General features: G+C 61.3%; 28 protein-coding genes. 6 read left to right on the top strand and 22 right to left on the bottom strand.

The genetic code is table 11. The annotated features are described in order from the left end of the window. Positions 1–53 precede the first annotated feature (53 nt). The 11 genes from gspD to gspE form a co-directional block, all read right to left on the bottom strand. On the bottom strand, positions 54–2,495 hold the full coding sequence (gene gspD / locus ISP19_RS12480; RefSeq protein ID WP_204682624.1) for a type II secretion system secretin GspD: 2,442 nt from the start codon (positions 2,493–2,495) through the stop codon (positions 54–56). Positions 2,496–2,498: 3 nt separating this feature from the next. After that, a complete protein-coding gene (locus ISP19_RS12485) occupies positions 2,499–3,197 on the bottom strand; it encodes a general secretion pathway protein GspN (protein WP_204682626.1) in 699 nt (232 codons plus the stop codon). Further along, complete coding sequence (gene gspM / locus ISP19_RS12490; RefSeq protein ID WP_204682628.1) at positions 3,194–3,850, bottom strand: type II secretion system protein GspM; 657 nt, start codon at positions 3,848–3,850, stop codon at positions 3,194–3,196. Before gspM ends, ISP19_RS12485 begins: the two co-directional genes overlap by 4 nt. Further along, a complete protein-coding gene (locus ISP19_RS12495) occupies positions 3,847–5,007 on the bottom strand; it encodes a PilN domain-containing protein (protein WP_204682630.1) in 1,161 nt (386 codons plus the stop codon). The genes gspM and ISP19_RS12495 overlap by 4 nt, the downstream gene beginning before the upstream one ends. After that, the gene (locus tag ISP19_RS12500) at positions 5,004–5,876 is read right to left on the bottom strand and encodes a type II secretion system minor pseudopilin (RefSeq protein WP_204682639.1); all 873 of its coding nucleotides are present in this window, start codon (positions 5,874–5,876) and stop codon (positions 5,004–5,006) included. Before ISP19_RS12500 ends, ISP19_RS12495 begins: the two co-directional genes overlap by 4 nt. Further along, positions 5,873–6,541: a prepilin-type N-terminal cleavage/methylation domain-containing protein gene (locus ISP19_RS12505; RefSeq protein WP_204682642.1), complete on the bottom strand. Its 669-nt coding sequence runs from the start codon at positions 6,539–6,541 to the stop codon at positions 5,873–5,875. Before ISP19_RS12505 ends, ISP19_RS12500 begins: the two co-directional genes overlap by 4 nt. Beyond that, positions 6,538–6,960 carry a type IV pilus modification PilV family protein gene (locus ISP19_RS12510; protein WP_204682644.1) on the bottom strand — a complete coding sequence of 141 codons (423 nt, stop codon included), beginning with the start codon at positions 6,958–6,960 and terminating at the stop codon, positions 6,538–6,540. Before ISP19_RS12510 ends, ISP19_RS12505 begins: the two co-directional genes overlap by 4 nt. Then, the gene (locus ISP19_RS12515; RefSeq protein ID WP_284384654.1) at positions 6,957–7,451 is read right to left on the bottom strand and encodes a GspH/FimT family pseudopilin; all 495 of its coding nucleotides are present in this window, start codon (positions 7,449–7,451) and stop codon (positions 6,957–6,959) included. The genes ISP19_RS12510 and ISP19_RS12515 overlap by 4 nt, the downstream gene beginning before the upstream one ends. 56 nt (positions 7,452–7,507) lie before the next feature. After that, the gene (gene gspG, locus ISP19_RS12520; RefSeq protein WP_204682646.1) at positions 7,508–7,948 is read right to left on the bottom strand and encodes a type II secretion system major pseudopilin GspG; all 441 of its coding nucleotides are present in this window, start codon (positions 7,946–7,948) and stop codon (positions 7,508–7,510) included. Between the two features lie 59 nt (positions 7,949–8,007). After that, entirely contained in the window at positions 8,008–9,225 is a 1,218-nt protein-coding gene (gspF, locus tag ISP19_RS12525) for a type II secretion system inner membrane protein GspF (protein ID WP_204682648.1), read from the bottom strand. 267 nt (positions 9,226–9,492) lie between these two features. Continuing rightward, positions 9,493–11,226, bottom strand: a complete 1,734-nt coding sequence (gene gspE / locus ISP19_RS12530) for a type II secretion system ATPase GspE (protein WP_204682650.1) — start codon at positions 11,224–11,226, stop codon at positions 9,493–9,495. Between the two features lie 211 nt (positions 11,227–11,437). Between gspE and ISP19_RS12535 the strand changes: the two genes are divergently transcribed. Then, complete coding sequence (locus ISP19_RS12535; RefSeq protein WP_204682652.1) at positions 11,438–12,226, top strand: TatD family hydrolase; 789 nt, start codon at positions 11,438–11,440, stop codon at positions 12,224–12,226. 59 nt (positions 12,227–12,285) lie between these two features. Here the strand turns inward: ISP19_RS12535 and ISP19_RS12540 are convergent, their stop codons facing one another. The 5 genes from ISP19_RS12540 to ISP19_RS12560 form a co-directional block, all read right to left on the bottom strand. Beyond that, the gene (locus ISP19_RS12540; protein ID WP_204682654.1) at positions 12,286–12,822 is read right to left on the bottom strand and encodes a pseudouridine synthase; all 537 of its coding nucleotides are present in this window, start codon (positions 12,820–12,822) and stop codon (positions 12,286–12,288) included. A gap of 100 nt (positions 12,823–12,922) precedes the next feature. Next, complete coding sequence (locus tag ISP19_RS12545) at positions 12,923–13,822, bottom strand: class I SAM-dependent methyltransferase (RefSeq protein ID WP_204682656.1); 900 nt, start codon at positions 13,820–13,822, stop codon at positions 12,923–12,925. Between the two features lie 264 nt (positions 13,823–14,086). After that, positions 14,087–14,749 carry an NYN domain-containing protein gene (locus ISP19_RS12550; protein WP_204682658.1) on the bottom strand — a complete coding sequence of 221 codons (663 nt, stop codon included), beginning with the start codon at positions 14,747–14,749 and terminating at the stop codon, positions 14,087–14,089. Between the two features lie 188 nt (positions 14,750–14,937). Continuing rightward, entirely contained in the window at positions 14,938–15,285 is a 348-nt protein-coding gene (locus ISP19_RS12555) for a cupin domain-containing protein (protein WP_204682660.1), read from the bottom strand. Positions 15,286–15,318: 33 nt separating this feature from the next. Further along, entirely contained in the window at positions 15,319–16,239 is a 921-nt protein-coding gene (locus ISP19_RS12560; protein WP_204682662.1) for a LysR substrate-binding domain-containing protein, read from the bottom strand. A gap of 99 nt (positions 16,240–16,338) precedes the next feature. On the opposite strand from ISP19_RS12560, the gene ISP19_RS12565 reads away from it, so the two are divergent. Then, on the top strand, positions 16,339–16,533 hold the full coding sequence (locus ISP19_RS12565) for a hypothetical protein (RefSeq protein WP_204682664.1): 195 nt from the start codon (positions 16,339–16,341) through the stop codon (positions 16,531–16,533). Positions 16,534–16,617: 84 nt separating this feature from the next. Continuing rightward, positions 16,618–17,562, top strand: coding sequence for an aldo/keto reductase (locus tag ISP19_RS12570; RefSeq protein WP_204682674.1), 945 nt, complete (start codon positions 16,618–16,620; stop codon positions 17,560–17,562). Between the two features lie 49 nt (positions 17,563–17,611). Here the strand turns inward: ISP19_RS12570 and ISP19_RS12575 are convergent, their stop codons facing one another. The 5 genes from ISP19_RS12575 to ISP19_RS12595 all read right to left on the bottom strand — a co-directional run bounded on the left by ISP19_RS12575 (position 17,612) and on the right by ISP19_RS12595 (position 21,456). After that, the gene (locus tag ISP19_RS12575) at positions 17,612–18,310 is read right to left on the bottom strand and encodes a putative signal transducing protein (RefSeq protein WP_204682676.1); all 699 of its coding nucleotides are present in this window, start codon (positions 18,308–18,310) and stop codon (positions 17,612–17,614) included. A gap of 39 nt (positions 18,311–18,349) precedes the next feature. Beyond that, positions 18,350–18,700 (bottom strand): J domain-containing protein, encoded by a 351-nt coding sequence (locus ISP19_RS12580; protein ID WP_204682685.1) that lies wholly within the window; start codon positions 18,698–18,700, stop codon positions 18,350–18,352. Beyond that, positions 18,697–19,419, bottom strand: a complete 723-nt coding sequence (locus ISP19_RS12585) for a hypothetical protein (protein WP_204682687.1) — start codon at positions 19,417–19,419, stop codon at positions 18,697–18,699. Before ISP19_RS12585 ends, ISP19_RS12580 begins: the two co-directional genes overlap by 4 nt. Next, on the bottom strand, positions 19,416–20,294 hold the full coding sequence (locus ISP19_RS12590; RefSeq protein ID WP_204682689.1) for a DUF2167 domain-containing protein: 879 nt from the start codon (positions 20,292–20,294) through the stop codon (positions 19,416–19,418). Before ISP19_RS12590 ends, ISP19_RS12585 begins: the two co-directional genes overlap by 4 nt. Positions 20,295–20,418: 124 nt before the next feature. After that, entirely contained in the window at positions 20,419–21,456 is a 1,038-nt protein-coding gene (locus ISP19_RS12595; RefSeq protein ID WP_204682691.1) for a TraB/GumN family protein, read from the bottom strand. A 218-nt stretch (positions 21,457–21,674) separates the two neighbouring features. On the opposite strand from ISP19_RS12595, the gene ISP19_RS12600 reads away from it, so the two are divergent. Then, positions 21,675–21,971 carry a hypothetical protein gene (locus ISP19_RS12600; protein ID WP_204682693.1) on the top strand — a complete coding sequence of 99 codons (297 nt, stop codon included), beginning with the start codon at positions 21,675–21,677 and terminating at the stop codon, positions 21,969–21,971. Between the two features lie 253 nt (positions 21,972–22,224). On the opposite strand, the gene ISP19_RS12605 is transcribed toward ISP19_RS12600, so the two are convergent. Further along, positions 22,225–24,450, bottom strand: coding sequence for an NADP-dependent isocitrate dehydrogenase (locus ISP19_RS12605; protein WP_204682886.1), 2,226 nt, complete (start codon positions 24,448–24,450; stop codon positions 22,225–22,227). Between the two features lie 431 nt (positions 24,451–24,881). Between ISP19_RS12605 and ISP19_RS12610 the strand changes: the two genes are divergently transcribed. Both ISP19_RS12610 and ISP19_RS12615 read left to right on the top strand, forming a co-directional pair. After that, entirely contained in the window at positions 24,882–25,289 is a 408-nt protein-coding gene (locus ISP19_RS12610; RefSeq protein ID WP_204682695.1) for a hypothetical protein, read from the top strand. Between the two features lie 43 nt (positions 25,290–25,332). Further along, positions 25,333–25,698 carry a hypothetical protein gene (locus ISP19_RS12615; RefSeq protein WP_204682697.1) on the top strand — a complete coding sequence of 122 codons (366 nt, stop codon included), beginning with the start codon at positions 25,333–25,335 and terminating at the stop codon, positions 25,696–25,698. Positions 25,699–26,380: the final 682 nt, after the last annotated feature.

A 26,380-nucleotide genomic window follows, 5' to 3' on the forward strand; every position in this document is an offset into this window, starting at 1 on the left:
CGCCCACCCGAGCCATGCATGCCTCGATACGAGGCATGCATGGCTGCGGTGCATTACTGCCGGAGTGGCTTGGTGGTCACGCCGGTCGGTGATGCCGCAGCGGGCGTGGGATGATTGAGTAACGGCGCCAACGATTCGAAACCATTTTGGTACTCGTCGGTGATCTGCTTGGCGTCTTCGCTACTGGTAATCACACGCGGGGTAATCAGTACGATCAGTTCGGTACGGCTCTTGGTCTTGCCGGTGGAGCCGAACAGCTTGCCCAGGATGGGAATATCGCTCAACCACGGCACGCCCTGATTAGTGGTGGCGTTGGTCTGTTGGATCAGACCGCCGAGCAACACGGTCTGGCCATTCTGCACGCCAAGCTGGGTAGCGATCTGGCGCTGCTGGATGGTGTAGTTGCCTTGGCTGTTGGCACTGCCGACAGTGGAGCTGACTTGCTGATCGATATTGAGATAGATCAGTCCACCCGGATTCACGCGCGGCTGCACGTCGAGAATGATGCCGGTGGGAATGTATTGCACCTGGCCTACCGTCGTTGCCGTAGAGGTGGTTCCCAGGCCGGTGTAATAGGTCTGGTTGACCGGAATCTGGTTGCCCACCTCGATATGCGCCACCTGGTTGTTGAGCACGACCAGCGAAGGCGCCGACAGCGTCTTGGTATTGCTGCTGCTTTCGAGAGCGCTGACGGCAGCCTGGAATTTTCCGTTCGAACTCAGGAACGAATAGAAGAACGGTTGTCCGTTATACGTATTGGTCGAATTGGTACCGGAGCCACCGCCCAGGGCGATCATGCGATGAGAATACGGATTGCCCGGCGTGTAAGAGCTGGTCCCTTCGCTGTTGGAGGTCTGCTGCGTTCCGGCCAATCCTTGCAGATACCACTGCACGCCAAATTCGAGGTCGCCGCTCAGATCCACTTCGAACACGCGCGTTTCAATCTGCACCTGCAACGGCGGCACGTCGAGCTGCTTGATCGCGCTTTGAATCTCCTGCCACTGCGCCGGACGCGCGCGCACCAGCAACTGGTTATTGGCATCCACCGAGCTGATGCGGATGCTGCCGTCCTTGGAGCTGTACCCCTGATCCTGGTTGTTGTTGCTGGACAGTCCACCGTTCATGCCGACGCCGCTGACGCCGGTACCGCCGCCGATGCCGCCGGTCGACGAAGACGAGCTGCCGAAGCTGCTGCCGGTCGACCCGGTTGACGTAGACGGGTACGAACTGCTGCCCGTGCTGCTACCGAAACCGCTGGACAAACCACCGCTGGTGGAACTGCCGAAACCGCCGGCGGTACTGCCCATGCCGCTGGACGAACCACTGGCGTTGTTGCCGATGCCCAGCGTCGTGGCGCCGCCCGCACCCGGCGCGACGCCGCCGCCACGATCATTGCCGCCGCCGTTGGCGTTATCCGTGTAGATCTGCGCCAGGTAGTGCGCCAGATCCGAGGCGTTGACATTGCGCACGTCGTAGACATACAGCTGCGGTTCGTTGCCGCCGCCGAGATCGATCTTGTCGATCCAGGTGCCGACTTCGCTGAGGTATTCCGGCTGCGTGCTGATCACCACCAACGCATTGGTGCGCTTGATCGGAATGAAACGCAGCATGCCGGCCAACGGCGTATCGCCCTTGGTGCCGAACATGCTGTCAAGCTGCGGCATCAGGTCATCGACGGTCGCGTGCTGCAGATTGAATACGCCGACCGACATGCCGCGCAGCCAGTCGACGTCGAAGGTGCGCACGGTGCGGTCGTAATTGGCCAGCTCATCCGGCGTGCCCGCCACCACGATGACGTTGCGCGCATTGTCGACCAGCAGGATCGAATCCGGACGCGCGAACGGCTTGAGCAGTTTCTGCATCTGATCGGCGGCGATGTAGTGCAGCGGGAACAGGCGCGCCTGCAAGCCGCCAGCCGGCGCGACTGCACCGAGGCTCGGCGCGACATTGCCCTGCACCGCATCCTTGTCCGGCATGACGACGTAACGGCCGTCGGTCTTGATCAAGGCGTTATGCGTCCACGACAGCAGTGTCTCCAGGATCGGCATCGCCTGGGTGCTGTCCACCGGCTCGGCGGTCGAGAAGGAGATGTTGCCCTGCACGCCGGGCACGATGGTGTAGTTCTCGTGCAACAAGTCGCCCAGGATCGCCTTCACTACCGCCTGTACCGGCTGGTTTTCGAAATTGAAGGTCACCGCACCGGCACCCGCCGCTGCCGGGCGCGGGGTCGATAGCTCGGTCGGGCGCACGAACTGTCCCGTACCGGTGGAGATACTGGCCACGGGCGGTGCCGGCGTGTTGTTGCCCAGATTGCTGTTCAGCGCCTGCGGCTGTGGCGCCGGCTTTTCGGTGCCGGCGATAGCTTCGCGCTCCAGCGACAGATCCGGCTTCACCAACGGCTTGTTGGCGGCACAGCCGACCACGAAGACCACCAGCGCGATGGCGCTTATACGCAGGCCGTGACGTCGGTAAAGTTGCGTGCGCGTGTGTGACATGAATCAGTGTTCTCCCTGAGCGTTTCCGGCCTGCTGGGAACGCTGTTTAAGAATGGCGGCCCTGAGTTGCTGAAATCGTTGCGCTTGCGTGGCGTTCGACGGCATGGGGCCGCCGGGTGGTGGCAAGTTGTGCGGTTGCATTTGCATGCCGGGCGATCCGCCCATCGGGATCGCTGGCGCGGCGGCATTCGTTGCGGGCTGATCTATAGGTGCACCAGCCGGCAGTTTTAGTTCCGTGCGTCCGCTGGGGGAGGCGAAAATCGCCGAGCGCGGCAATACCTTGATCAATTTCCAGGAGCTGTCCGGCAGGTTGGCGCCTTCCTTGACTCCTACGTCCTGGCTGTCGTCGTCCTTGTTGGGGTGGGTGGGGCCCAACAGGGCCATATGCAGCGTCGGCGTCAGGATGATGCCGGTCAGCTGCAGATCGTTCAGGCTCACGCCCGAGTCGCCGCCCTCGCTGCTGACGATGGGTTTGCGGTCACTGCTGAATAAGGGGTGGTCCCAGACCTGCGCGTAACTCTGCAAGGCCGGCGGTGTCGGCAGGGCAACCGGATGCTCGGCGGGTAACGGTGGCGTGACGCGGGGAGCGTCCCACTCCACGCCCCGGCCGACGCCAAACAGCAGGCAGAGCAGCACGCCGCCGAGTACGGCGACCACCGTGGCAAATGCGGGAGTTAAACGGCGTTGGGCGGCGGCGTTCATTGCGCATCGTCTCCCGCTGCCGCGTTGTCGCCATTGCCGTTGGCGTTGCCCGAACTCGCCGCCGCATGCACGTAACCGGCCAGCGTGAATTGCACTTCCAGCGGTGATGCGCCGCTCCTCTGCATGTTCAGCAGCGGATTGCGGTACACGCTGAAATCCTGCACGAACAGATAGGGTTTGCCCTTTTCCAGGGTGTAGAGCAGGCCAATCAGAGGTTGCATGTCGCAATGCAGGCTGATGCTCACCACGACCTTGCGATACGGATCACTTGCTGTGGTGCTCGGATTGGGCACCGGCATTTTCTGACTGACTTCGCAGCTGCCTTCCTGTGCATGCGCGGCGGCGTCATCGACCACGCGCTGCATCAATCCTGCGGCGGCTGCATTGGGGTCGGATTCGGGCAGGAAGGTGCTGTTGTCGGTCTGGCTATGGCCCAGCTCCGCCAGGCGCTTCTGCAATTGCGGTTTTTCGGCAATCGCCGCAGCGTAACGGCTCTGGGTGTCGCGCAGATCATCCATCTGACTGTCGATATCGCGCAGCGGCGCCACGAACCACCAATGCAGCAACACGAAATAGGCCAGCACCAGCGCCAGCACCAGCAAGCTGATGGCAGCGATGCGGCTCTCGGCGGGTTTCATGGGCCGAAGATTCATTGCGCTGCTCCCGCGCCGCTGTTGCTCGCTGGCTTGGCGCTGTTCGGCATGCGTAATTGCGCATCCATGAAGAAGCGTTCTTTGTTGGTGGCGGGATCGCGCTGGATAACGCCCTGGAAATTGGTGCCGGTAATCAGCTTGCTGCTTTGCAGGACATCGATCAGCGGCGCGGCCTTGTCGCTCTGCCCCTGCATGCCGACCCGTCCGCTGCTATCGATGGTGAAGCGTTCCAGCCAGGTGTCGTCGGGAATGCGCGCGGTGAGATCCTGCAGCACATCCACTACCGCCACCGAATCCATCTTGCGCCGTGCGAGAAATCCCGACGCGCCGGCGCTGTCTTCCAACTGCTTGCGCAGCAGGGCCACTTTCTGGGCGTCGCCATGCATGTCGTCGACCTGAGTTTGCATGGCCGCCAACGCCTCTTCGCGATTGTGCAGCCATTGTCCAAGACAGAGCACCAGCAGCAGCGCCGCGGCACCGGCCAGCATCAGGTTCAGACGACGGCGCGGATCACGCTGCACGCGCGCCATCTCGGGCGGCAGCAGGTTTACACCCAGGCGCTTGTCCCCTTCGCACAGATCCACTGCGTCGATCGCGATGCCCGCATTGCGCAAATGCTCAAGCTTGGCATCCACCGATGTACGCGGCGCAACGATCAGTTCGGCCGCGATGCGGCCGGCCGGTGCGGAACCTGGCAGTTCGCGCAGGTCGTAGTACACCTGATCGGTCCGGAACGGCGTCTGCCGATCCATTTCGAAGGCGCCGATCTGGCGCAGGTTGTCGCGCGCCACTTCCGGCAGCAATAGACGCCGGCGCAGTACCGCCTCTAGCGGCAGGCACAGGGCGAGCCGTAGATCCTGCCGGTCCACGCCTGCCACGGCGGTGTTCAACATCGCCTGTTGCGTCGGTGCGTCGAGGGTGTCGCTCCATGGCGCGGTGGTTTGCGCTTGTCCGCTGCGCCGGACATGCCAGTGGCCGTCTTCATGCCGCAGCAGGCACCACACGTTGCCGCTGCTGAACAGCGACTGCCAGCGCACCGGCAACAAACTGCGCAATTCGCCGCCCCACCAGGCCAGAAAACCAGGCAGAGGCGACCCGCGCCATGCGCGGCGTGCGCGTTCAAGCTGCGGTCGCAGTGTCTGCGTAGCGGAATTCACTCCCCATCTCCCTCTTGCCAGCGCAGCACCGCAAAAGCTTGCGAACCGGGCCGAAATCCTTGCAAACGTACCGTGGCGCGCAGCACCGCGCGCGTTCCATCGGCGAGCACGGCTTCTGAGCGAATACTATGCGTGATGCCATTATTGGCGAACAGCCCCACCCCACTATTGGCAGCGGCATTGGCTGGACGCGCTGCGATCGTCGCCGCAGCTTGTTGCAGGTTCATGCCAGGCGGGATAGAGGCTAGCGCAAGCAATGGCGCGGTGTTGGGATCGGGACTGGGCCGTCCTGACCAGATTGTGACGTAGGGCGCAACGGCCTCATACACGTCGGGCGTCATGCCCAGCACCATCTGCAACTCCTCGACACTGAGGAACGGTCCATTACGCGGCCCGTAATCGCGGCCGGCCGCCGCATAGACAGCCGCACGCTGCGCGGCCTGCTGCTGGGTCATCGGAAAGCTGCGCCAGTCGACGATGGCCTGGGCGATCGCCGCGGCATGCGGCGCATCGACACCGGCATTGCGGAACAGATTGTTGAGTACATCCGGCGTCGCGGCATTGAGATCGACCTTGCCACCTTCGGCGATCACCGAGACGGCAACCTTGGCGCCGTCGTACGCAAAGGGATACACGCGCCCGTCCGCGACCCAACGATCATTCATGTTGGGTGCCTGCAAGGCATAGATGGCGCGCATCACGCCGGCTTCGGCGGCGTAATGCGCACGTGTCTGTTCAAACTGATAGGTGGCCTGCAAACCTTCGGTATGCGCCAGCATGGCGTAGCCACCAAGCAGGATGGCGAGCAGCGTACATGCCCACATCACCAGCAGCAGTGCGACACCGCGCTGAGCACGCTTCTTGATCATGGCCCGGCTCCCGGACCGTTGAATCCACGCAGCAGATTACCCGTGCCTTGCACGGCGGCGGCATTCACACGCAATGGCGCGCTCAGCTGCGGCCATTCGCGGCCATCCTGCAGCGCCAGCTTGATGCTGACGATATTCGGCATATTGCCGGTGCTGTTCCAGTCGCTCTGCCAGTCCATCGCCTGGCCCTGCTGGTTAATACCGCGATAACTGAAACTGCCATCGACCACGCCGTCGACCAGCACCTGCGGCTCACCCAAGGGTTTGGGCTTGCTGCCGTCCGGTGGCAGCATGACCAGGCTCGCGACCAGTTGCTTGCCCTTGTCGCCGTTGGAAACCAGTTTGACGTCGATCAGCTGCGGTCCAAACTGGCCCAGGTAGCCGGGCAGCGGCGCCGCAAAACGCATCTCATTGCTGCTGCCGATGAAGAAGATGCTGTTGCCGTTATCGTCACGGGCGATCGCCTGCGTCATGGCCTGTTCCAGCTCGCGGCGCAGGAACATTTGCGCGGAACGCACATCATCCAGTTGTTCGATCTTCAAGGTGCCGGCTCTCACCGTGTGCGTCGCTGATCGCACGCCCGAGTAAACCCCCAGCAGCAACAGCGACAGCAGCACCAGCGCGCCGAGCACTTCCAACAAGGTAAAGCCGGCTGCACGTTTCATAATGACGGCGCCGCGTTGTTGGGACTGCCGATACGCAGCGTGCTGAAATGCGCCGTGCGCTGGAACGGTCCGGAACCCCACATCACATCCAGGTTGAGCTGATACATCTGCAGCGCGTTGGCGTTGGGCGCCGGCGTCACGCCAGGCGCCACCCACGGCACGACTTCCAGCCGCCATCGATAGTGATCATCGAATTGCCCCTGGCTGACGCCGGGCTGGATGGGGTCCAGCGCAAAGCGTGTATCCATGAGCGAACGCGCCCACAACGCAGCCTGCGTGTATTCGGACGCATTCTGCGAAAGCCGGATCGAGCCGCCCGCCACTTCCATCAGCGCGCCGAAGGTGACCGCCAGCAACAGAATCGCTGCGATCACTTCAAGCAGGCTGAAGCCGCGGGCGTGGCGGGCCGACATGCTCATGAATGCTCAGCCGTGTCGAACAAGGTGATGGCGCCGGTCAGCCAGGACACGTTGACGTGCCATTCGCGCTGGCCGCTGCGTAGCGTGATGCGTCCTCCGGTGGAACTGCCATCGGGGAAAAAGCGAATGCGCGCGACATCGCCGGCGCTCTGGTCGCTGGTCGCGCTCGTTACCGAAAGCTCCAGCCCTTTGGGCAGACGCACATCGCGCTGATCCGCACCGCGATAGGTGCCATTGCCCGTGTTGACCTGAAAAATCCGCTGCTCTCCATGCACGATCGCCTGCGTACGCGTGGTGCGCAACGCAGCCGCCAGTTCACCGGCGGCCGCATTGATGCGCGCGCTGGCCAGGCCATGCGCGACGGAGATGGATACCGCCGCCGCAGCGATCCCGATCAGGATGATGACGGCCAGCATTTCCAGCAGCGTGAAGGCGCGCTGGGCGCGCCGGGAGCGGGAAAGCGGGAACGGGGAAACGCGGGAACGCGTCACGTGATGAAGCTGCGCTCCGCCACGTTCTGCATGCCCCGCTCCCCATCCCCGGATTTTCACTGCCAGTTACCCACATCCGCGTCGTAGCCCTCACCGCCCGGCTTGCCATCGCGGCCGTAGAAGATCAGGTCGTAATTGCCGTGTTCACCGGGGTACTTGTAGCCAAAATCGTGACCCCACGGATCCTTGAGCTGCGAAGGCTTCACATAAGGACCTTGCCAGTTGGTCGCATTCGCCGGCTTGTTGACCAGATCTTCCAATTGCGCCGGCGGCGAGCCGTTGTCCAGCGAATAGCTGTCGATCGCCTGGCTGAGCGTGATGAGCTGCGCCTTGCCGGCACCGTATTTGCCCTTGTCCACGCTGCTGCCGACCTGGCGGACCACGATGGCGCCGACGATGCCGATCAGCACGATCACCGCCAGCATCTCCAGCAGGGTGAAGCCGGCGCTGCGCGCGGGATGACGCAGTTGCCGGGTTCGAGGATATCTGTACTGCATGGGCTGATTTCTCCGTTTTATGCCTGGATCGATGAGATGGGTGGATCGGACCGCGCCGATCACTGGATATTGCTGGTGAGACTGAGCAGAGGCAGCAGGATGGCCGCCATGATGATGGCCACAAAGACGGTCATGATGATGGTGAGCGCGGGTACGAGCGCCGCCAGCAGGCGGTCGATGGAGCGGCGGCTTTCCAGCTCGAAGGTGTCGGCGACTTTCAGCAGCATGGTGTCCAGCTGGCCGGCCTCCTCGCCCACCTGCACCATCTGGATCGCCAGTCGCGGAAACCGCTGCGATTGCGACAGCGCAAGACTGAGGCCGTTACCGCCCTTGACCATCTCGGTCGCCTGAATCAGCGATTCGTCCAACGCCTTGTTCGAGGTGACCATGCGCGCAATGCCCAGCGCGGACAGCAGCGGCACGCCGTTCTTCACCAGCGTACCGAGCGTGCGCGCCAGACGCGCGGTTTCCACCTTCAACACCAGCGGACCGACGAGGCGCATCTTGAGCAGGCGTTCGTGCCAGGCCAGCCGCATGGCGGGATCGCGCATACGCGCGCGCCACACGAACACGCCGCCCACCACGATCACCGCGATCAGCCACCACCAATCCTGCAAGGTGGTGCCCAGCGCCAGCACGGCGCGGGTGATCCAGGGAATCGGCACCTGCATATCCTGGAAGATCGGCACGAACTGCGGCACCACGTAAGTGAGCAGCAACAGCAGCGAGCCGAACACGCCGACCATCAGGAATGCCGGATAGATCAGCGCATTGATGATGCTGCCGCGCAATTGCTGGGTGCGTTCCAGGTAATCGGCGAGACGACGCAGCGTGTCCTCCAGCGAGCCACCGACCTCGCCCGCGCGCACCAAGGCGATGTAGAGCTTGGGAAACACGCCATGCTCTTCATCTAGGGCTTGCGACAACGGCGTACCGCCGCGCACGCGATCGCGCACGCGTTCGATCAGTTTCTTGGCGTGCTCGCCTTCGGGCAGATCCATCAGGATGCCCAGGGCGCGGTCCAGCGGCTGTCCCGCACCCAGCAAAGTGGCGAGCTGGTGCGTGAACTGCGCGAGCTGATCACCGTTGAAAGGTCCGCGCTTGAACAGCCCGGCAAAACCGGTGCCCTCGCCGCCCGCATCGGCAGGTTTGGCTTCGAGCGGCGTGTGCCCCTGATCCTGCAGGCGCACGATCACTTCATCGAGGCTGGCCGCCTCCATCTGTCCTTGAACGATTTCACCGGCGGCACTGACAGCGCGGTAGCGGAATTGACTCATAGAAAATGGCTTTTTGCGTTCGCCTCCTCTCCCCTTCGGGCGACCCGAAGGTAGTCCCGTGGGAGAGAGGATTGAGGTGAGGGGCCAGTCTTGCGCTGACCTATATCGAAGCTCGCTCCGATGTAAGCGAGGGGCAAGAGCACCCCCTCACCCCAACCCTCTCCCCGGAGGGGAGAGGGAGCAAAAGCAGTGTGCTCTCTCCACAAGGGAGAGGGAGTAGAAGCAGTTCGCTCCCCCCTGAAGAGCGCGCGCGCAAAAGCGGCGGCGTCAACCTTCCTGCGTGACACGCAACACCTCCTCAATGGTGGTGATGCCTGCCACCGCTTTGGCGATGCCGTCTTCATACATCGTGCGCATGCCTTCGGCGCGCGACTGCTTTTCGATCTCACCAGCGTCGGCGCGCTGCATCACCAGGCGGCGCAATGGATCGCTCATCACCAGGAATTCCATGATCGCGCGGCGACCGCGGTAACCGGTGGGATTGGCCGCGCTGCTGCCCGGTTTCCACAACCGGATCGGGCGTTCGTCGGTGTATTTCTCCAGCTCGAACTGCTGGATGACTTCCGGCGGCGCTTCATAGGGAATCGCCGTTTCCGGATCGAGGCGGCGCACCAGTCGCTGCGCGAGGATGCCGTTGACGGTGGAGCCGAGCAGGTAATCCTCCACGCCCATGTCGAGCATGCGGGTGACACCGCCGGCCGCGCTGTTGGTGTGCAGCGTGGACAGCACCAGGTGACCGGTGAGCGCGGACTGGATGGCGATGCGGCAGGTTTCCAGATCGCGCATTTCGCCGATCATGATCACGTCCGGGTCCTGGCGCATGATCGAGCGCAAGGCGTTGGCGAAATCCAGGCCGATCTGCGGCTTCACCTGGATCTGGTTGATGCCTTCGAGCTGGTATTCGACCGGGTCTTCGACCGTGATGATCTTCACGCCCGGCGTGTTGATCTTCGACAGCGCGGTGTAGAGCGTGGTGGTTTTGCCGGAGCCGGTCGGACCTGTTACCAGCAAGATGCCGTGCGGGCGTTGCAGCACCTCCACAAAACGTTCACGAAACGCATCGGTAAAGCCCAGCGACGCGAAATCGAACACGACGGTTTCACGATCGAGAATACGCATGACCACCGATTCACCGAAGCTGGTCGGCACAGTGGAAACACGCAGGTCCAGCTCCTTGCCCTGCACGCGCAGCTGGATGCGGCCGTCTTGCGGTAAACGGCGCTCGGCGATGTTGAGCTTGGCCATGATCTTGACGCGGCTGATCACCGCGGCGGTGGAACTGGAAGGTGGCGCTTCCACTTCATGCAGGACGCCATCGATGCGATAGCGCACCTTCAGGCGATTCTCGAACGGTTCGATATGCACGTCGGAGGCGCGCTGTTCCACCGCACGCTGCAGGATCAGGTTCACCAGGCGGATCACCGGCGCCTCGGAGGCGAGGTCGCGCAGGTGCTCCACGTCGTCTTCCTGCGCGGCGCTGCCATCGAGGTTTTCCACGATGGTGCCCATCGCCGAACGGCCCTGCCCGTAGTAGCGCTCGATCAGGTCGTCGATTTCCGAGCGCAGGCCGATGCACAGCGACACCGGCCGGCCCGATGCCAGACGCACGGCATGCAATGGATAGGGATCGGCCGGATCGGCCACCACCAGCATCAGCCCGTCTTCACCGGAACGCACCGGCACCACGTGCTGCTGTTTGAGAAAGCGCACCGAGATATCCAGATCCGCCGGCGGCATGTCCGGCACATCCTTGACCACCAGCAACGGGGCATGCAGACGTTCCGCCCAGGCTTCGGCAAGTTCACGCTCGGAGACCAGGCCCAGTCGCGCCAGCAGCGCAGTGAGGGTGCCCTCGGGCGACTCCTCGTGCAGGCGCCGGGCGCGAGCCAGATCGTTGTCTTTCAAGCGCCCACGCGCCACCAGCAGCGCGCACACTGCCGATTCAAGGTCATCCGTGGCTTTAGCGTTCCCAACGGACGCCGGCTTTACGACTGCCGACATGCTCCACCCCGCTCGTAACTACTTTGTTAAAACATGTCTTGCCCACCCGGCGCGCCTTCACGTCGAATAGGTCAATCCCATTCGTAACACATCCACAAAGCCGCTGGCGAGCCTTGCGTAGCAGGTGCTGGCGCTTACGGGTCAACGGTTCATGATGGACTGGGCGGTGGGATTAATGAATGGGACAATAAAAACTTAAAAAGGGTTCTCCATGCAGCTTATTGATATCGGGACCAATCTCACCCACGAGTCCTTCCGGCACGATTTCCCCGCCGTTCTCGACCGTGCCCGGGCGCACGGAGTGATCCAGATGGTCGTCACCGGCGCGTCACATGACGGTAGCGAACACGCCCTGGAATTGGCCCGCGCTCATCCTGGCCTGCTCTACGCGACTGCCGGCGTGCATCCGCACCACGCCGTCGACTACCACGACGCGACCGACCAACGCATGCGTGAACTGGCGCAGTTGCCGGAAGTTCGCGCAGTGGGCGAAACCGGCCTGGATTATCACCGCAATTATTCGCCGCGCGATGTGCAACTGCAGGTGTTCGAGCGGCAACTGCAAATTGCCGTGGATGCGGGCAAGCCGCTGTTCCTGCATCAGCGCGATGCGCATCACGATTTCATCGCCCTGTTGAAGCGCTATCGCGAGAAGGTTCCCGCCGCGGTCGTGCACTGTTTCACCGACACCCGCGAAGCGCTGCACGATTACCTGGCGCTGGATTGCCACATCGGCATTACGGGCTGGATCTGCGACGAGCGGCGAGGCACGCATCTGCGTGAATTCGTGCGCGAGATCCCGGCAGATCGTTTGATGATCGAAACTGATGCACCCTATTTGCTACCGCGCACGGTGCGGCCGCAGCCAAGTCATCGGCGCAATGAGCCGATGTATTTGAAGCATATCTGTGAGGAAATCGCGCGCGACCGTGGCGAACCGGCGGAGGTTACCGCGGCGAACAGCACTGCGACGGCGATCGCATTTTTCGGGTTGAAATAAGCAGGTTCACTTCACCGCGTATTCCCACAACCTCGTCATTCCGGCGATGAGGGCTTTACTCAAGAAGCCAGCACCCGTGTCTGCCCAAGCGGCAGATCGTCCAAGGCGTAAGCACCTATCCGCACGCGGATCAACCGCAAGGTAGGAAAACCCACCGCCGCCGTCATGCGCCGAATCTGCCGATTGCGCCCCTCGCGCAAGGTTATCGACAGCCAGCTGGTGGGAATGCTTTTGCGAAAGCGCACCGGCGGATCGCGCGGCCACAACCATGATGGTTCCTGTGCGTGCGCGGCGACTGCCGGCAGCGTGGGTCCATCGTTCAATGTCACACCGCGACAAAGCGCCTGGATGGCTTCATCGCTGATCGCGCCATCCACCTGCACCAGATACGTCTTCGGCTGCTTGTGCTTCGGATCGGTCAACCGATGCGCCAGCGCACCGTCATCGGTCAGCAGCAGCAAGCCTTCGCTGTCGTGATCCAGGCGACCGGCCGGGTACACGTCTTTCTGGCGCACGTAGTCGGCGAGCGTGGGACGCCCCTCATCGGTGGTGAACTGGCACAGCACGCCGAACGGCTTATTCAGTGCAATGAGCATGGCGTTTTTCGTTCGCATCCTCTTCCCTTCGGACACCCTGAAGGGAAGAGGGGTGAAGGCAAGAGGTCAAGGCCTGTGCTCGACCATCCAAGCTTCACTATCAGTGTGCCGTCGTGCCTGACGAGGCGGGCGACGACGCTTTCGCCACTTTCACGAAACGCAAGGTCATGCGATCGGACTCGCCAATCGCCAGATACTTGGTGCGATCCTGATCACCCAGGGTCAAGGTCGGCGGCAGGGTCCACACGCCCTTGGGGTAATCCTTGGTGTCCTTGGGATTGGCGTTGATCTCGCTCTGCGCATCGAGCTTGAAGCCAGCGTCGGTGGCGAGCTTGATCACATAATCGGTCGGCAAATAACCCGAATCCTTGACCGCATCTAGGCTGGCTCCCGCGGCCGCGCGATGATCCACCACGCCCAGCGTGCCACCCGGTTTGAGTACCGCATAGAACGCCTTGAACATCGCCTCCGCGGTGCCGGCTTCGGCCCAGTTATGTACGTTGCGGAAGGTCAGCACCATGTCGGCGGATCCGGCCGGCCCCAATACCGGCGCCTTCGGATTGAAGATAACGATGCTGGCCTTGCTGTACTCGGTACTGTCGGCCGCAAACTTGCTGCGCAACGACGCGGCGTTCTGCTGGTCCTCGCCACCATTGCCCCCCGACACCGCGGCAATGTAATGCCCGTTGTCGCGCAGCAGCGGGGCCAGGATCTCGGTGTACCAGCCACCGCCTGGAGTGATTTCGATCACCGTCTGGTCCGGCTGCAAGCCGAAAAACTGCAAGGTGGCCTTGGGATGGCGATAGACGTCGCGCGCCTTGTTGGGGGCCGAGCGCCAGGAGCCCGCCAATACCGCATCCAATTGACCGGCCGTGAAATCGCTGGCACTGGTGGGCGGCACCAGCTCGCCCGGGGGCTGATCCTGTCCCGCCTGCTGTGCGTGGGCCATGCCAGCGAACAACAGGGCGGCGGACAAACCAAAGGCAAGCCTGATCTTCATGACATCTCCTTCAACAGAGGGCGGTGGCAGCCACCGGCACTTCGCGGGGAAGCGGGTATTTTACGATCAGTTTACGACCGCTGCGTTATTCGCATGCGAATTGCGACAGGTTTTCTGTCGCGGGGAAACACTCGATCGAGTTAGAGGAGTACGGGATCAGCGGCGAATGCGCAACACATCCGCTTGCGCACGGAGGACGAACTTGCACCCTCGCCACCCATCCCTATCCCACACGACGGTCAGAAGGACTTGATCAGGGCCGCCTTAAAACGGACGCGGGCAGACCGACTGCAAGCCATCAATATGCTCGTGCAAATCCGGGGCGATACCTTGCCACATGGGGTCGAGGATGAAATCGATGCCTTCATAGCGGGCCAGCTTGGCCGCTGGAATGAAGTCGGCGTCGCCAGCGACCAGGATGATCTGATCCACCTGCCGCTTGTATGCCAGGGCGGCGATATCGATACCAATTTTCATGTCCACCTGGGTCTGGCGCATATCCGGCTCGAAGTGTTCGTCGCCCAGCTCATCCCAGAACAGCGATTCGTCGCGCAGCTGCTGATAAGCCTGGTGCTTGAGCTTCCACTCGCCACGGTCCGCCAGTCGTCCGAGTCGCAAAGCCATCTTGCGCTGACGACGCAGTTGATCGTGCAGGTCACGACGGAACGTCGCTGCGGCCGTGCGTGAGAAATCCATGCTTTCGCCGCTGATCGGCTTTACTAGCACTTTATCCAGTGGCGGACAGTCGTAGAAAAAGATGCGGTAAAGCGCTTCGCGGGGCCGGTCCAACGCTTTGAGATGTTCCAGCGCCATACCGAAAACAGTCTTGGCGACGGTACGCGCGTCATTGGCATCCCGGTCCCCCCAGACCTTGCGGTAGCGTGCAAGGAAGAAAGCGCCGTCAACGAGGATGGCGGTACTCGGCATAGGAAATCCTTATTAAGTAGCAAGTACAACGAATGTGATGCGACACCGGCGGACAAAGGCCGGCCATGCATATTACGCCAATTGCCACAGCATGGGCCGGGACAGCGTCACGCGGGCACGATCACACCGCTCGAAGGGATGGGCATTGCGGTGTTGTCAGACAACCGACAGGCGCCTACGCGGCCTGATTATTCGACACCCGGCTCTCCGCCTTGCGGCCCCCAGAAAATCACCCAGGTCGAAAAGTCTTCGCTGAAATTCTCGAAGCGATGTGTGCTGCCTGCTTCGACAAACAGCATATCGTGCGGTACGAAACGAGTGCGCTCACCGTTCTTGACGAAGTCACCGCTGCCGCTGATAACGACATAGATCTCGTCCTGCTTGTGCGGGCCTTGCGTATCGACGTTCTCCGGCGCGTACAAGCCGGCTTTCATCGAGCCATGCCGCAGACCGTAGTAAAACTTGAAGACGCCAGCTTCCGTCGGAAGATTTTTCCGCGCATCAGCCCATGAAAGCTTCCAGTCGCCTTTCTGCATAAGGTACCCAGCCTCCGGTGTTTTGACGGTACGTCAGGCCACCGCCTCATCACATCCCAACTGCGGCATCTGCTTGCAATACGCCTCCGCCTCGGCCAGCAACCACTTGCGGAACGTGGCCATGCCGCGATGATCTTCCGAACGCGGCGGATAGACGAGGTAATACGCCTCCGGATCCGGCACCGGCAGATAGCGGTCGCCGAGCACCACTAATCGGCCCGCATCGATCAGCGATTTCGACGTCACCATGCGGCCCATCGCCACACCGAGCCCTTCCAGCGCCGCGTGGCGCAATGCATCGACCGTATCCATGTGCGCCACGTAACGACGCGGCGGCTTGCCGCCGTAATGCGCAAACCAATCGTTCCAGCGACTCGGATTGGGATCGCCGAGCACCGGCCAGTTTTCAAGATCGAGGGGATCGGCACCCGCCATGCGTTCCACCAACTCCGGCGCCGCCACCGGTGCAATCCACTCGCCGAACATGCGCTCGCTGCGCACTCCCTGCCACTGGCCCTTGCCATAGCGCATGGCAACGTCGACGGCCTCGCGGTCGAAATTCACCAGGACCGAAGTGGACTGCAGATTGAGTTCCAATTCCGGATGCGCCGCAAGCAAGCGCGGCAAGCGCGGCATCAGCCAACTGGAAATGATGCCCGGGCTGGCGCTGAGGGTCAGCGCCTCATGGCGGCGCTCGCGATAGCGCGATAGCGCATGTTCGATACCGTCGAAATGCTCGCCCACCGCTTCGAGCAGCTCGCAGCCTTCAACCGTCAACGTGACCCCACGTGGTCCGCGCTCGAACAAGCGCCGCTCAAGGCGATCTTCCAGCTGGCGCATCTGGTGACTCAATGCACTGACCGTCAGGTTGGCCTGATCGGCGGCACGCGAGAGATTGCCCAATCGCGCCACCTGCACGAATTGCTGCAACAGACTCAGTGGAACCCGGCTCATCTTGAATGCCCCTCAAACCAGCCTTGCGAATATATCGCTTTTGCTGGTCAGAACCCCCCATTACCTTGAGCATACTCCAACCCTCACTAGGAACTCGCCATGCGCTCGCCATGGATCGATCTGCTGTTCCTGCACGGCCATGCCACCCCCGCCACACTGATGTGGCGCCCGGATGCGGAGGCACCCATCTGCCGCTGCAAGACCGAGCAGGTGGAGGCGGATGTGTCCCGCTTGCCGCTACCCATCTGCCTGGAAAAGTCGCCCGTTTGCTGCACCGGCCATTCACTGGCTTGATAACCGCCGGCGCAGACCCACCTCGGAAGCATCACGCGCCGCCGCAAGGCAGCGCATATATCCATGCCATCCGAGGGGTTTTCCATGCAACAACGTCAACTGGGTCGCTCTGCACTCACCGTCGCTCCGCTTGCCTTTGGTGGCAATGTGTTCGGCTGGAGTGCGAACGAACAGCGTTCGTTTGAACTGCTCGATGCCTTCGTCGACGCCGGTTTCAACCTCATCGATACAGCGGACGTCTATTCGGCATGGGTGCCCGGCAATCGCGGCGGCGAATCGGAGACCATCATCGGCAACTGGCTCAAGCGCAGCGGCAAGCGCGACAAGGTGGTGATCGCGACCAAGGTGGGCAAGTGGGTCGAGCATTCCGGCCTTTCGCCAATAAACATCCGCGCTGCCGTGGAAGGTTCGCTCCAGCGCTTGCAGACCGATCACATCGACCTCTACCAGGCCCATGCCGACGATGCCACGGTGCCATTGAGCGAAACGCTGGGCGAATTCGCACGACTCATCGAAGAAGGCAAAGTGCGCGCGATCGGCGCTTCGAACTACAACACCGACCGCCTGACCGAAGCGCTCAACGTTTCCAGGCAACACAACTTGCCGCGCTACGAAAGCCTGCAGCCGGAATACAACCTGGTCAGCCGCGCCGACTACGAAAAAGAACTCGAGCCGCTGATCCGCCAGGAAAACATCGGCGTGATCAATTATTACGCCCTGGCCAGCGGCTTTCTCAGCGGCAAGTACCGTAGCGAAGCGGATCTCTACAAAAGCAGCGCGCGCAGCGGCGCCGTGCAGAAATACCTCAATCCACGCGGCATGAAGGTGCTGGCTGCGCTGGATGAGATTGCCGCAACGCATAAGGCGACGCTCTCGCAGGTTGCGCTCGCCTGGCTGATCGCCCGTCCCGGGATCACCGCGCCGATTGCCAGCGCCACCAGCGTGGAGCAGCTTGAGGAATTATTTGGCGCAGTGAAACTCACGCTCACCGCCGCAGAAATCGAAGCGCTCAACGACTCGGGCGGTTGAAGGCTGAAATTTTCCCGCGCATTTTTGCACGGCCGGTTCTCCGTCCCGACTAACGCCGGGACGGCGAAGGTTTCTTGAAGCGCAACTCCAGATACCTGATTGAAAACGCGACAGGCGTAAAAGCCAACGCTGTCGCGAAACATTTCATGAGGTAGGACGCGACGGTCTCGCCCTGTTGTTCCTGGATGGCACAGTAGGTATTCGGCGCACAAGCGGATTTCCAGATCTGGAAAACAGCAAGAAAGCCGAAGATCAGGGTGGGAATCACCAGCACCGTCCAACCCAGCCAGTACTTGCCGGTGTTTACATCGACGCCATCCTGGTCACCCTCCTCGGCCAGATCATAGGCTCCCTTGTCCTGCATGGCCAAAATCTCGCTGGCGCGCGCCAGCTGAAGTTTCGGCACAAAAAGGCGAACACCGCCCAGTGCATTGAACCAGAGCGGGTTGGTTTCAACCGTGTTGGCGCCGGACAACTGCGCGTCAATCCCTTCAGCGTTCAAACGTCCTTGCAACACATAGGCTTCGATCGGCTTCAGGTAACCGGAAAGCTGCACATAATCCGGTGGCGGCAAGGCTACCTTCTGGATATTGGCTGGCGCATCGCGGGACATATCCAGGCCACGCCGCCGTGCCTCGGCATGAGCAAACTCTTCGGCTGCATCGGTCAAGTCGCCGGAGTGGATCCTCTCTAGCAGTGCATCATCGGTGAGTTCGGCGAACAGTCGGATCAGGTCTTCCTGTTGCATGCGTCCTCCTGGAAAGCGGCTCTGGCAAGGAACTGCCGCTCATCTGCGCCCTTTCAGCGCCATCTCATAAGCAGCGTTGATTTCCTTGCAGCGGGTTTCAGCAAGCTGCCGGATATCGTCGCCCATCTGTGCAACCTTATCCGGATGGTATTGGCTGATCTTGATGCGATAGGCGCGCTCGATGTCGGCCTTGTCGGCGTCTTCGGCAACGCCCAGCACCACGAACCACGCCGATGGCTCTGGTTCGAGCAGTTTCTGATCCGGCCGGCGGTTGTTGTCCTTGCGCGAAGACGCCGGCCCTTCGTCGACATGCGGCGACAGGTAATTGCTGACCAACCGATAGCCGAACAGCAGGCCCGCGGCAATGACCACCATGTCCAGCGCGGTCATGGATGCAGTCCCTCGACGTCATCCAGATAGGCGACCAAGGTGCTGGCGTCCGCGTCACCGGGCTCAAGAAAGCCGAGGCTGATGTGGATGCGTTCGCGCAGTATGGCTGTTAACTCATGGATCGCTACGGCGGGCAGCACAGTTCTCGCAACCATGCGCAAATCCACCTGGAAGTGCTGGCGCAAACCGATTTTGCGAACGATGTTCAACGCGAACGGCGCGCACAGCAACGCATCCAGCGCAACGGCCGCAACCGCTCGGCCCGACAGATTCAAGGCTTTCCGATGACGGTAGACCTGCACCAGCATCATCACGATCACGGCATAGACTGTGGCTATCCACGCCAGCAACGCCTCAACGCTGGCGGATACGAACAGGACAAAAGGCAGGCCCAGCGCAAACAACAGCAGCAGTATCAACGTCCAGGGAGAAACCGCTGCCAGCGCGACCCGTACACGGCGAAAACGGATCGCCTGCGTATCGCCCCCATACACACCCTGCAGCGGCCAGCTCAGGCGGAACAGGGGTTGATGTGGAAACAAGGGTTGCGGCAGGAAAACGTGCCGACCGCCGAACTCGAAACCCGAACCGGCGGAAACACGATAGCCACGGCGCACGCCGATCAGCATGATCTCGTTGTGATAAAGCAGCAGCGCGGAGTCGTACAGATACAGCACGACGACTCCGCCCAGCAGCAACAACCCATCGTGCGACGTCATCGCGATTGCTGTTTTTTCTTGAAGAGATTCTTGAACCAGGCTCCCAGGGCGACGAATCCGGCCAGCACAAACTTCCACGCTGCCACCAGGAAGCCGCCGATCACCGTAAACAAGCCCTTCTTCGCCGCCACCGCCAAGGCGCCGCCGGTAATCAGCGCGGCCAGCCCGTATTCGGCAACGCGGTCACCCGGACGATATTCGGCGTAACTCTCGCCAGGCGCGTACTGGAAACCGGACAGCGTGCTCTTGAAGTCGTCGATTGACGTCACGAGCCTGGAGGGCGCTGTCACCACGACCACATCCATCACGCCATGCCGGCCCAATAGACGCGTGTTGTAATTGACGACATCGGCGTGCGTTTGGGCATCCTGCAACAGAATCGACCAGGCCAGCGATTTGATCTGCGCGTCGTATTCCGGCTTGGCGCTCCAGCCCAGCACATTGAGTTCGGACCATCCACGCGCGCGGCGTTCCTTGTTGCCGGCGTCCGTTCCTTCGCGATACGACTGCAGAATCGAATCCGGGTCGAGTTTTTCATCGTCCCGCACGTAGCCGATGTCTTCGTAAGAGAAAAACGCGATCCACGCCAGACTCTTGGGCGCCAGCGTATAGACGTCCACACGGGCCGGCGGATTGTGCAGAATTTCATTCAGTGAACGGCTGCCCTCCGGCCCCAGGAAGGCGTAGCCGTCAGGTACGTTCAAACTCGCACGGTCACCCAGCTTTACCGTTGTCGGCCCCATCTGCCAGGGCAGCGCCGCCACCGCATTGCGCGCTTGCTGCTGCGCCGGCCGTTCCTGCTGCTCTTGCGCGAACAGTGTTCCCGCACTGCATGCCAACAACAGCGCCATAAGCACCATCAAGAACTTCTTCATTTCCTTCCCCTATGCCGAGTGGATCCATACACCCCAGACAACTCTATCAGGGGTGAAGCCACCGCGGCCAACAGGGGACTGAAGACCCGGGGATGCCACATACGCAGAATGGATCAGAGCATCCCTAGGGATTCTGCTCGTCCGGCGCCTGCACCGTATATCCCATGGCCTTCAAACGGGCCAGCAGGCCATCTGGCGCCAACACGTCCTGCATGGAAAGCACAGCGAACGTCTGGCTGTTGTGCGCAAGCGCGTCCTGTGCGGCGCTCAGCCAGGCCTCTTCGAGGTGTTGCGGCAAATCGTGCAAGCCCAGTTGCTGGGCGAAATCAGCATTGACCACCGCAACCACGCAGGACTCGTGCCGGTCGCCCAGGGCGAAGCGCTGCAATGCCGGCACATCGCCGGTCGACCAGGCGTTGGCGCGCTCGGTCAGGGCGCCCATCTGGTTCTGCACCAGATCCAGGGTCTGGTTGAAGCAGCTGATGTCGTGCAGATTGGTTTGCTTGAGGGTGTTCAGCACGTCACGCGGATGCTCGATCACCAGGCGATATTTTACCGACACACGCCTTACCCCATGTGCGTCGGCCATCTTCATCACGGCTTTGCTGACGTCGTTGGCGTTGGTAAGCCCGGCCTGGTCCAGCGCCTTCTGATAAAGCTTCAGCGCAACCATGATCGGGCGCCAGTATTCAATGCTGCGATCGCTGCCGAAATACCGCTGCTTGAGTACTTCCCATCGCGCATACATGTCGGACGGAAGAATTTGCTGAAGGCTGAGCCCACCCGGATTCTTGCGCGCGCTGTACACCGACGGCAGCAAGACAAGCTTGCCGAAAAAGCCGACGTCCACTTTCACATCGGCCTTGGGTGGCTCCAGCAACACTTGCGAATGCGCTAGCACCTGCTCCACGTCGGCGGACTGCCATTCCATATGCTTGGGCAAGGGCGTGACCGTGCCGAGCACCCACATCACGTGATCGCCTTTGCTCACTTTCCACAGCCCCGGACCGGGCTGCACACCCGTCACCGTGACCGCCTGCAACAACGGAGCATTCGCGCGTGATGCCGCGGGGGCCGTGCTGGATGAAGCCGGTACAGATTGCGCCCAGACAGGTACTGCCAGAACAACGCTCAGCAGGACTACTGCCGCGGAGATGCGCATGCTTCATCGCTCCTGAAAGGTAAGGAATGGGCCATAGATCGTTTGGTGATTCTAGACAATGTCTGTGACCACTGCGTTCCGTGGCTTCGGCCCGATGGCTTGACTCATCGCTTGTTGCGGCTTAGCGTCTCCCGGTCGCGGCACAGGCAATCCCATCCTGGCGCGGCCGCCGCCCTGAGCCGCGGCGAAACGATTCATTCCGGAATAAGGAGTTTCCGATGCACCGTCACGACAAGGACTCACGCCGAGTGTCGATCAATCATCTTGATCCGTCGTTCAAGCGTGAGCCCAGGTATCGCATCCATCCCAACGCAGACACCGATACCTTGCTCAACAATGCCAATCGGCTGCTAAACAGCGCGCAAGACATTACGCGCATACTCGGCGACGGAGTCAGGAACTCAGCCGTCGTACCACCCAGACATCTTTCCTCCGCGCTAAATGGCGTGGCGATTCTGATCGGCATGAGCAAGGAGTGCACCGTACAGGCGCGGCGGCGGATGCAGAAAGAGTAACGCGCTCACAAAGATGACCTAGCGCCCCGCTTTTCCCCTCTCCCCTCCGGGCAACGCAAAGCTAGTCCCTGTGGGAGAGAGGGCCGGGGTGAGGGGCCGCGCTTGCCTCAAGCATCATGGCCGGCGCCGAGTTTTTTAGCCGCTTCTGCGCAAAGCGGTAGTTCAACGCAAGAATGTCCCCTCACCCCCACCCTCTCTCCCACAGGGACTAGCTTTGCGTCGCCCGAAGGGGAGAGGGAGAAAGGCTAAAGGCTTACAGCGCCGCGAGCGCCTTATTGAACGTCTCGCTCGGCCGCATGTCCTTGCTCACCAGCGCAACATCCGGATGGTAGTAACCGCGGATGTCGTTCGGTTTGCCCTGCGCACCGTTGAGTTCGCCGACGATCTTGGCTTCGTTATCGGTCAGCGCCTTGGCCAACGATGCAAACTTTGCCTTCAGCACGGCATCGTCGTTCTGTTCCGCCAACGCTTGCGCCCAGTACATGGCCAGATAGAAATGGCTGCCGCGATTGTCGAGTTCGCCGACCTTGCGCGCAGGCGACTTGTTGTTGTCGAGGAACTTGCCGTTGGCCTGATCCAGCGTCTTGGCCAGCACGCGCGCCGCAGCATTGTTGTAGCGGTTGGCGAGATGTTCGAGCGAGGCCGCCAGGGCCAGGAATTCACCCAGCGAATCCCAACGCAGGCAGTTCTCTTCCAGGAACTGCTGCACGTGCTTGGGCGCCGAACCACCGGCACCGGTTTCGAACAGGCCACCACCGGCCATCAGCGGCACGATGGACAGCATCTTCGCGCTGGTGCCCAGTTCCATGATCGGGAACAGGTCGGTGAGGTAGTCGCGCAGCACGTTGCCGGTGACCGAAATCGTGTCCTGGCCCTTGCGGATGCGCTCCAGCGAGAACTTGGTGGCATCGACCGGCGAGAGCGTGCGGATATCCAGCCCACTGAGGTCGTGATCCTTCAGATAGCGCTCGACCTTGGCGATGATCTGCGCATCGTGCGCGCGGTTCTTGTCCAGCCAGAACACTGCCGGTGTGTTGCTGAGGCGGGCACGGGTCACGGCCAGCTTCACCCAATCCTGCACCGGAGCGTCCTTGGTCTGGCACATGCGCCAGATGTCGCCGGCTTCCACGTTCTGTTCCAGCAACACCTTGCCGTTGGCATCGGTGACGCGCACCACGCCGTCACCGGCGATCTGGAAGGTCTTGTCGTGCGAACCGTATTCTTCGGCTGCCTGCGCCATCAGGCCGACATTGGGCACGCTGCCCATGGTGGCCGGATCGTAGGCACCGTGCGCCTTGCAGTCCTCGATCACCGCCTGATACACGCCCGCATAGCTGCGATCCGGAATCACCGCCTTGGTGTCCTGCAGCTTGCCTTCGGTGTTCCACATCTTGCCGGAGTCGCGGATCATCGCCGGCATGGACGCGTCGATGATCACGTCGCTGGGCACGTGCAGATTGGTGATGCCCTTGTCGGAATTCACCATCGCCATGGCCGGACGCTTGGCGTATTCGGCGTCGACATCGGCCTTGATCTCGGCCTGCTTGTCCGCCGGCAAGGCGCCGATGCGTGCGTACAGGTCGCCGATACCGTTGTTCGGATTGAAGCCGATGCTCTTGAGCGTATCGGCGTGCTTGGCCAGCACATCCTTGTAGAACTCGGTGACGACATTGCCGAACATGATGGGGTCGGAGACCTTCATCATCGTGGCCTTCAGATGCACCGAGAACAGCACGCCCTGCTTCTTGGCGTCTTCGATCTGCGCGTCGATGAAGCTGGCCAACGCCTTCTTGCTCATCACGGCGGCGTCGATGATTTCGCCGGCGGTGAGGTTGGTCTTTTCCTTCAATACGGTGCTGCTGCCGTCCTTGCCGAACCACTCGATCTTGGCGACCGTCGCCTGATCGACCAGGGTGGACTTTTCGCTGCCGTAGAAATCGCCGCCGGACATGTGCGCGACGTGGGTTTTGGAATCAGCGCTCCAGGCGCCCATCTTGTGCGGGTGCTTGCGCGCGTAATTTTTCACGGAGGGCGGTGCGCGGCGGTCGGAATTGCCTTCGCGCAGCACCGGGTTCACCGCACTGCCCTTCACCTTGTCGTAGCGGGCGCGAACGTTCCAGTCGCTGACGTCCTTGGGCTCTTCCGGATAATCCGGTAGCGCATATCCTTGCGCCTGCAATTCCTTGATCGCGGCCTTGAGCTGCGGCATGGAGGCGCTGATGTTGGGCAACTTGATGATGTTGGCATCCGGCGTGGTCGCCAGTTCGCCCAGCTCGGTCAGGTCGTCGGAAACTTTCTGGCCCTCTTTGAGGATGTCCGGGAACTGCGCCAGGATGCGGCCGGCGAGCGAGATGTCACGCGTCTCAACCTTGATACCGGCGGTGCTCGTGTAGGCATCGATGATCGGCAACAGGGAGTGCGTGGCGAGATACGGCGCCTCATCGGTGAGCGTATAGATGATCTTGGGCGTGTTGGACATGGTCTGCATGGGCCTCTATGGCTACGGCATATCGAATGGGGGTGTGGTCACCGCGACAAAGCCGGCGCCACCCGGCACACAACCCTGTGCGCCGCCATCGCCGGGCATCGTCAGAACGGGCGATGGGCATCCGCGAAAGCCAGTCATTGTCGCGTTTTCACCCGCCAGGCGAAAGCGCGACACCGTCTTGTCATGGCGACGATTCGCGGATACCAACCGCGCCCCGGACGATGGGACGTTGTGGCGCCTTGATCTTGGGACAGCTTCGTCAAATCCAAGACCTTGCCGGGCGCGAAGCTCAAACGTACGCTTACGTACAGAAGGGGCGCCGCCGTGGCTTGACGGGTATTACCGGACGACACCTGCCGTCCGCAGGCTGCCATATGCCAGCGCTACAGTGACAGTTCGACCCACTCCGCAAAAGGATCGTCATGTCTACGCGTGTTGCCTCGGTCTTCCTCATGATCAGCCTGATGGCGCTTGCCGGTTGTTTCCAGCGCATGAACGTGCATCAGATCGCTACAGGACAGACCAGTGCCAGCGTCAAGGAGCAAGGTGTTCCTGATCATGTCTTGACCAGCACTCAACTCGCCGCACTTTCGAACTGGATCACCGCGCGCAATGACTGGTCCGGCATGACCGTCAACATTCCGGACAACCCGGTCTTCGAAGTGGACATGCAAGGCGCGGATGGGCAGAGCTCCACCCTGACGGTCTACGCACACAGCAACGGGTCAGCCACTGCATATCTCTATCACGGTCAGCGACTCGTACCGCTGATGCGGAAACTTTCCGCATCGGACCTGGCCTCGCTCAAGTCCCTCATCACGGTTCCATAGTCGTTCCAGCATTGATAGACGAGTGCACGCCACGGAGAGCCGGATGAATCTATTGAGCCAACGCATCGTCGACTACATCGCCGAGCTGATGCCGCTGTACACCTTCCAGTTTGCCGATGGATACGATTGCGCGTTGTCCCTGGTCGACGGCACCTTGCTGATGCCGGTGGACGAATCCGGCGCCGAACGCGAAGAAGGCTGGGTGGCGGTCCTGTGGCAAGGCGACGCCCAGCGGCGATCGGAAGTGCCCGGCCCCTTGCTCGCCTATCAAGCCGCACTGCGCTGTGTCGAGTTGCATGGCATCGGCCGCTTACCTGCCGAAGTCGCTGCGCATCGGCATGCTCTGCTGACCCGTCTGCGCGATATTTGCGGCGATCTGCTGCATAACGAAATGGTCACGCGTTACTGAGCGCTACGGGCAACCATGGGGGCGTAGTCAGCCGGACATGAGGGACGACGCGCCAGCGTGCGCGCACCTCCGTAAAGCCCAACCCAGGACTCCAGCTGATCCACTCCCAAACTCGGCTGCACACGCCATGCCCTGCTTTGCGGGTGACTGGAAGGAAGAAGGCAACCGGCGCATCCCGCAGCGAGGCCGCGCCGCTAACGGAGCCCACATGACCGGGTATATGCGCTAATGGCGCTTGGCAAACGCACCACTCCCGGCATTCCTTTTGAGTTGCCATTATTTTGTCCGCCGCGCGTTCCAAATGTTAAACACTGTCATGTCCAGTATTAATTAGGACTATTTTCACGTGCGCCTTTTATATTTAACAAAACAATCTTATCTTAAATCGATTCAAGCGTAATATTCGACCTTGTTTTAGGCATGAATAATGCGTACCTGACGCGTATAAATTATTTATTTCAAATAACGCCACGCATGGCAACTGCAATTCACGTTATATCTGCACGCATAACACGCAAATTTTCACAGTAAATCGTCACTTTATACCTGTCCGGAGTTAATATCGCTTTCACGGATTGCGTACGCCCACACTACGCAAGACGGCGCCATGAGGCATCACCACACAAGCGTTAAGGAGTAAGTCCAAGTTGCAATCACGCAATTAATTGGGGAGTACTACCTT

Origin of the sequence: Dyella flava (assembly GCF_016904955.1) — a bacterium.
Classification (GTDB): Bacteria; Pseudomonadota; Gammaproteobacteria; order Xanthomonadales; family Rhodanobacteraceae; genus Dyella_B; species Dyella_B flava.

Bases quoted from the DNA above. Each gene is read 5' to 3' on its own strand.
- ISP19_RS12545 (WP_204682656.1), bottom strand. From the start codon at position 13,822: ATGAAGATCAGGCTTGCCTTTGGTTTGTCCGCCGCCCTGTTGTTCGCT.
- gspE (WP_204682650.1), bottom strand. From the start codon at position 11,226: ATGTCGGCAGTCGTAAAGCCGGCGTCCGTTGGGAACGCTAAAGCCACG.
- ISP19_RS12565 (WP_204682664.1), top strand. From the start codon at position 16,339: ATGCGCTCGCCATGGATCGATCTGCTGTTCCTGCACGGCCATGCCACC.
- gspF (WP_204682648.1), bottom strand. From the start codon at position 9,225: ATGAGTCAATTCCGCTACCGCGCTGTCAGTGCCGCCGGTGAAATCGTT.
- ISP19_RS12595 (WP_204682691.1), bottom strand. From the start codon at position 21,456: ATGCGCATCTCCGCGGCAGTAGTCCTGCTGAGCGTTGTTCTGGCAGTA.
- ISP19_RS12585 (WP_204682687.1), bottom strand. From the start codon at position 19,419: ATGACGTCGCACGATGGGTTGTTGCTGCTGGGCGGAGTCGTCGTGCTG.
- ISP19_RS12610 (WP_204682695.1), top strand. From the start codon at position 24,882: ATGTCTACGCGTGTTGCCTCGGTCTTCCTCATGATCAGCCTGATGGCG.
- ISP19_RS12540 (WP_204682654.1), bottom strand. From the start codon at position 12,822: ATGCTCATTGCACTGAATAAGCCGTTCGGCGTGCTGTGCCAGTTCACC.
- ISP19_RS12575 (WP_204682676.1), bottom strand. From the start codon at position 18,310: ATGCAACAGGAAGACCTGATCCGACTGTTCGCCGAACTCACCGATGAT.
- gspM (WP_204682628.1), bottom strand. From the start codon at position 3,850: ATGAATCTTCGGCCCATGAAACCCGCCGAGAGCCGCATCGCTGCCATC.
- ISP19_RS12570 (WP_204682674.1), top strand. From the start codon at position 16,618: ATGCAACAACGTCAACTGGGTCGCTCTGCACTCACCGTCGCTCCGCTT.
- gspD (WP_204682624.1), bottom strand. From the start codon at position 2,495: ATGTCACACACGCGCACGCAACTTTACCGACGTCACGGCCTGCGTATA.
- ISP19_RS12605 (WP_204682886.1), bottom strand. From the start codon at position 24,450: ATGTCCAACACGCCCAAGATCATCTATACGCTCACCGATGAGGCGCCG.
- ISP19_RS12510 (WP_204682644.1), bottom strand. From the start codon at position 6,960: ATGAGCATGTCGGCCCGCCACGCCCGCGGCTTCAGCCTGCTTGAAGTG.
- ISP19_RS12555 (WP_204682660.1), bottom strand. From the start codon at position 15,285: ATGCAGAAAGGCGACTGGAAGCTTTCATGGGCTGATGCGCGGAAAAAT.
- ISP19_RS12580 (WP_204682685.1), bottom strand. From the start codon at position 18,700: ATGACCGCGCTGGACATGGTGGTCATTGCCGCGGGCCTGCTGTTCGGC.
- ISP19_RS12550 (WP_204682658.1), bottom strand. From the start codon at position 14,749: ATGCCGAGTACCGCCATCCTCGTTGACGGCGCTTTCTTCCTTGCACGC.
- ISP19_RS12485 (WP_204682626.1), bottom strand. From the start codon at position 3,197: ATGAACGCCGCCGCCCAACGCCGTTTAACTCCCGCATTTGCCACGGTG.
- gspG (WP_204682646.1), bottom strand. From the start codon at position 7,948: ATGCAGTACAGATATCCTCGAACCCGGCAACTGCGTCATCCCGCGCGC.
- ISP19_RS12615 (WP_204682697.1), top strand. From the start codon at position 25,333: ATGAATCTATTGAGCCAACGCATCGTCGACTACATCGCCGAGCTGATG.
- ISP19_RS12535 (WP_204682652.1), top strand. From the start codon at position 11,438: ATGCAGCTTATTGATATCGGGACCAATCTCACCCACGAGTCCTTCCGG.
- ISP19_RS12560 (WP_204682662.1), bottom strand. From the start codon at position 16,239: ATGAGCCGGGTTCCACTGAGTCTGTTGCAGCAATTCGTGCAGGTGGCG.
- ISP19_RS12500 (WP_204682639.1), bottom strand. From the start codon at position 5,876: ATGATCAAGAAGCGTGCTCAGCGCGGTGTCGCACTGCTGCTGGTGATG.
- ISP19_RS12505 (WP_204682642.1), bottom strand. From the start codon at position 6,541: ATGAAACGTGCAGCCGGCTTTACCTTGTTGGAAGTGCTCGGCGCGCTG.
- ISP19_RS12590 (WP_204682689.1), bottom strand. From the start codon at position 20,294: ATGAAGAAGTTCTTGATGGTGCTTATGGCGCTGTTGTTGGCATGCAGT.
- ISP19_RS12600 (WP_204682693.1), top strand. From the start codon at position 21,675: ATGCACCGTCACGACAAGGACTCACGCCGAGTGTCGATCAATCATCTT.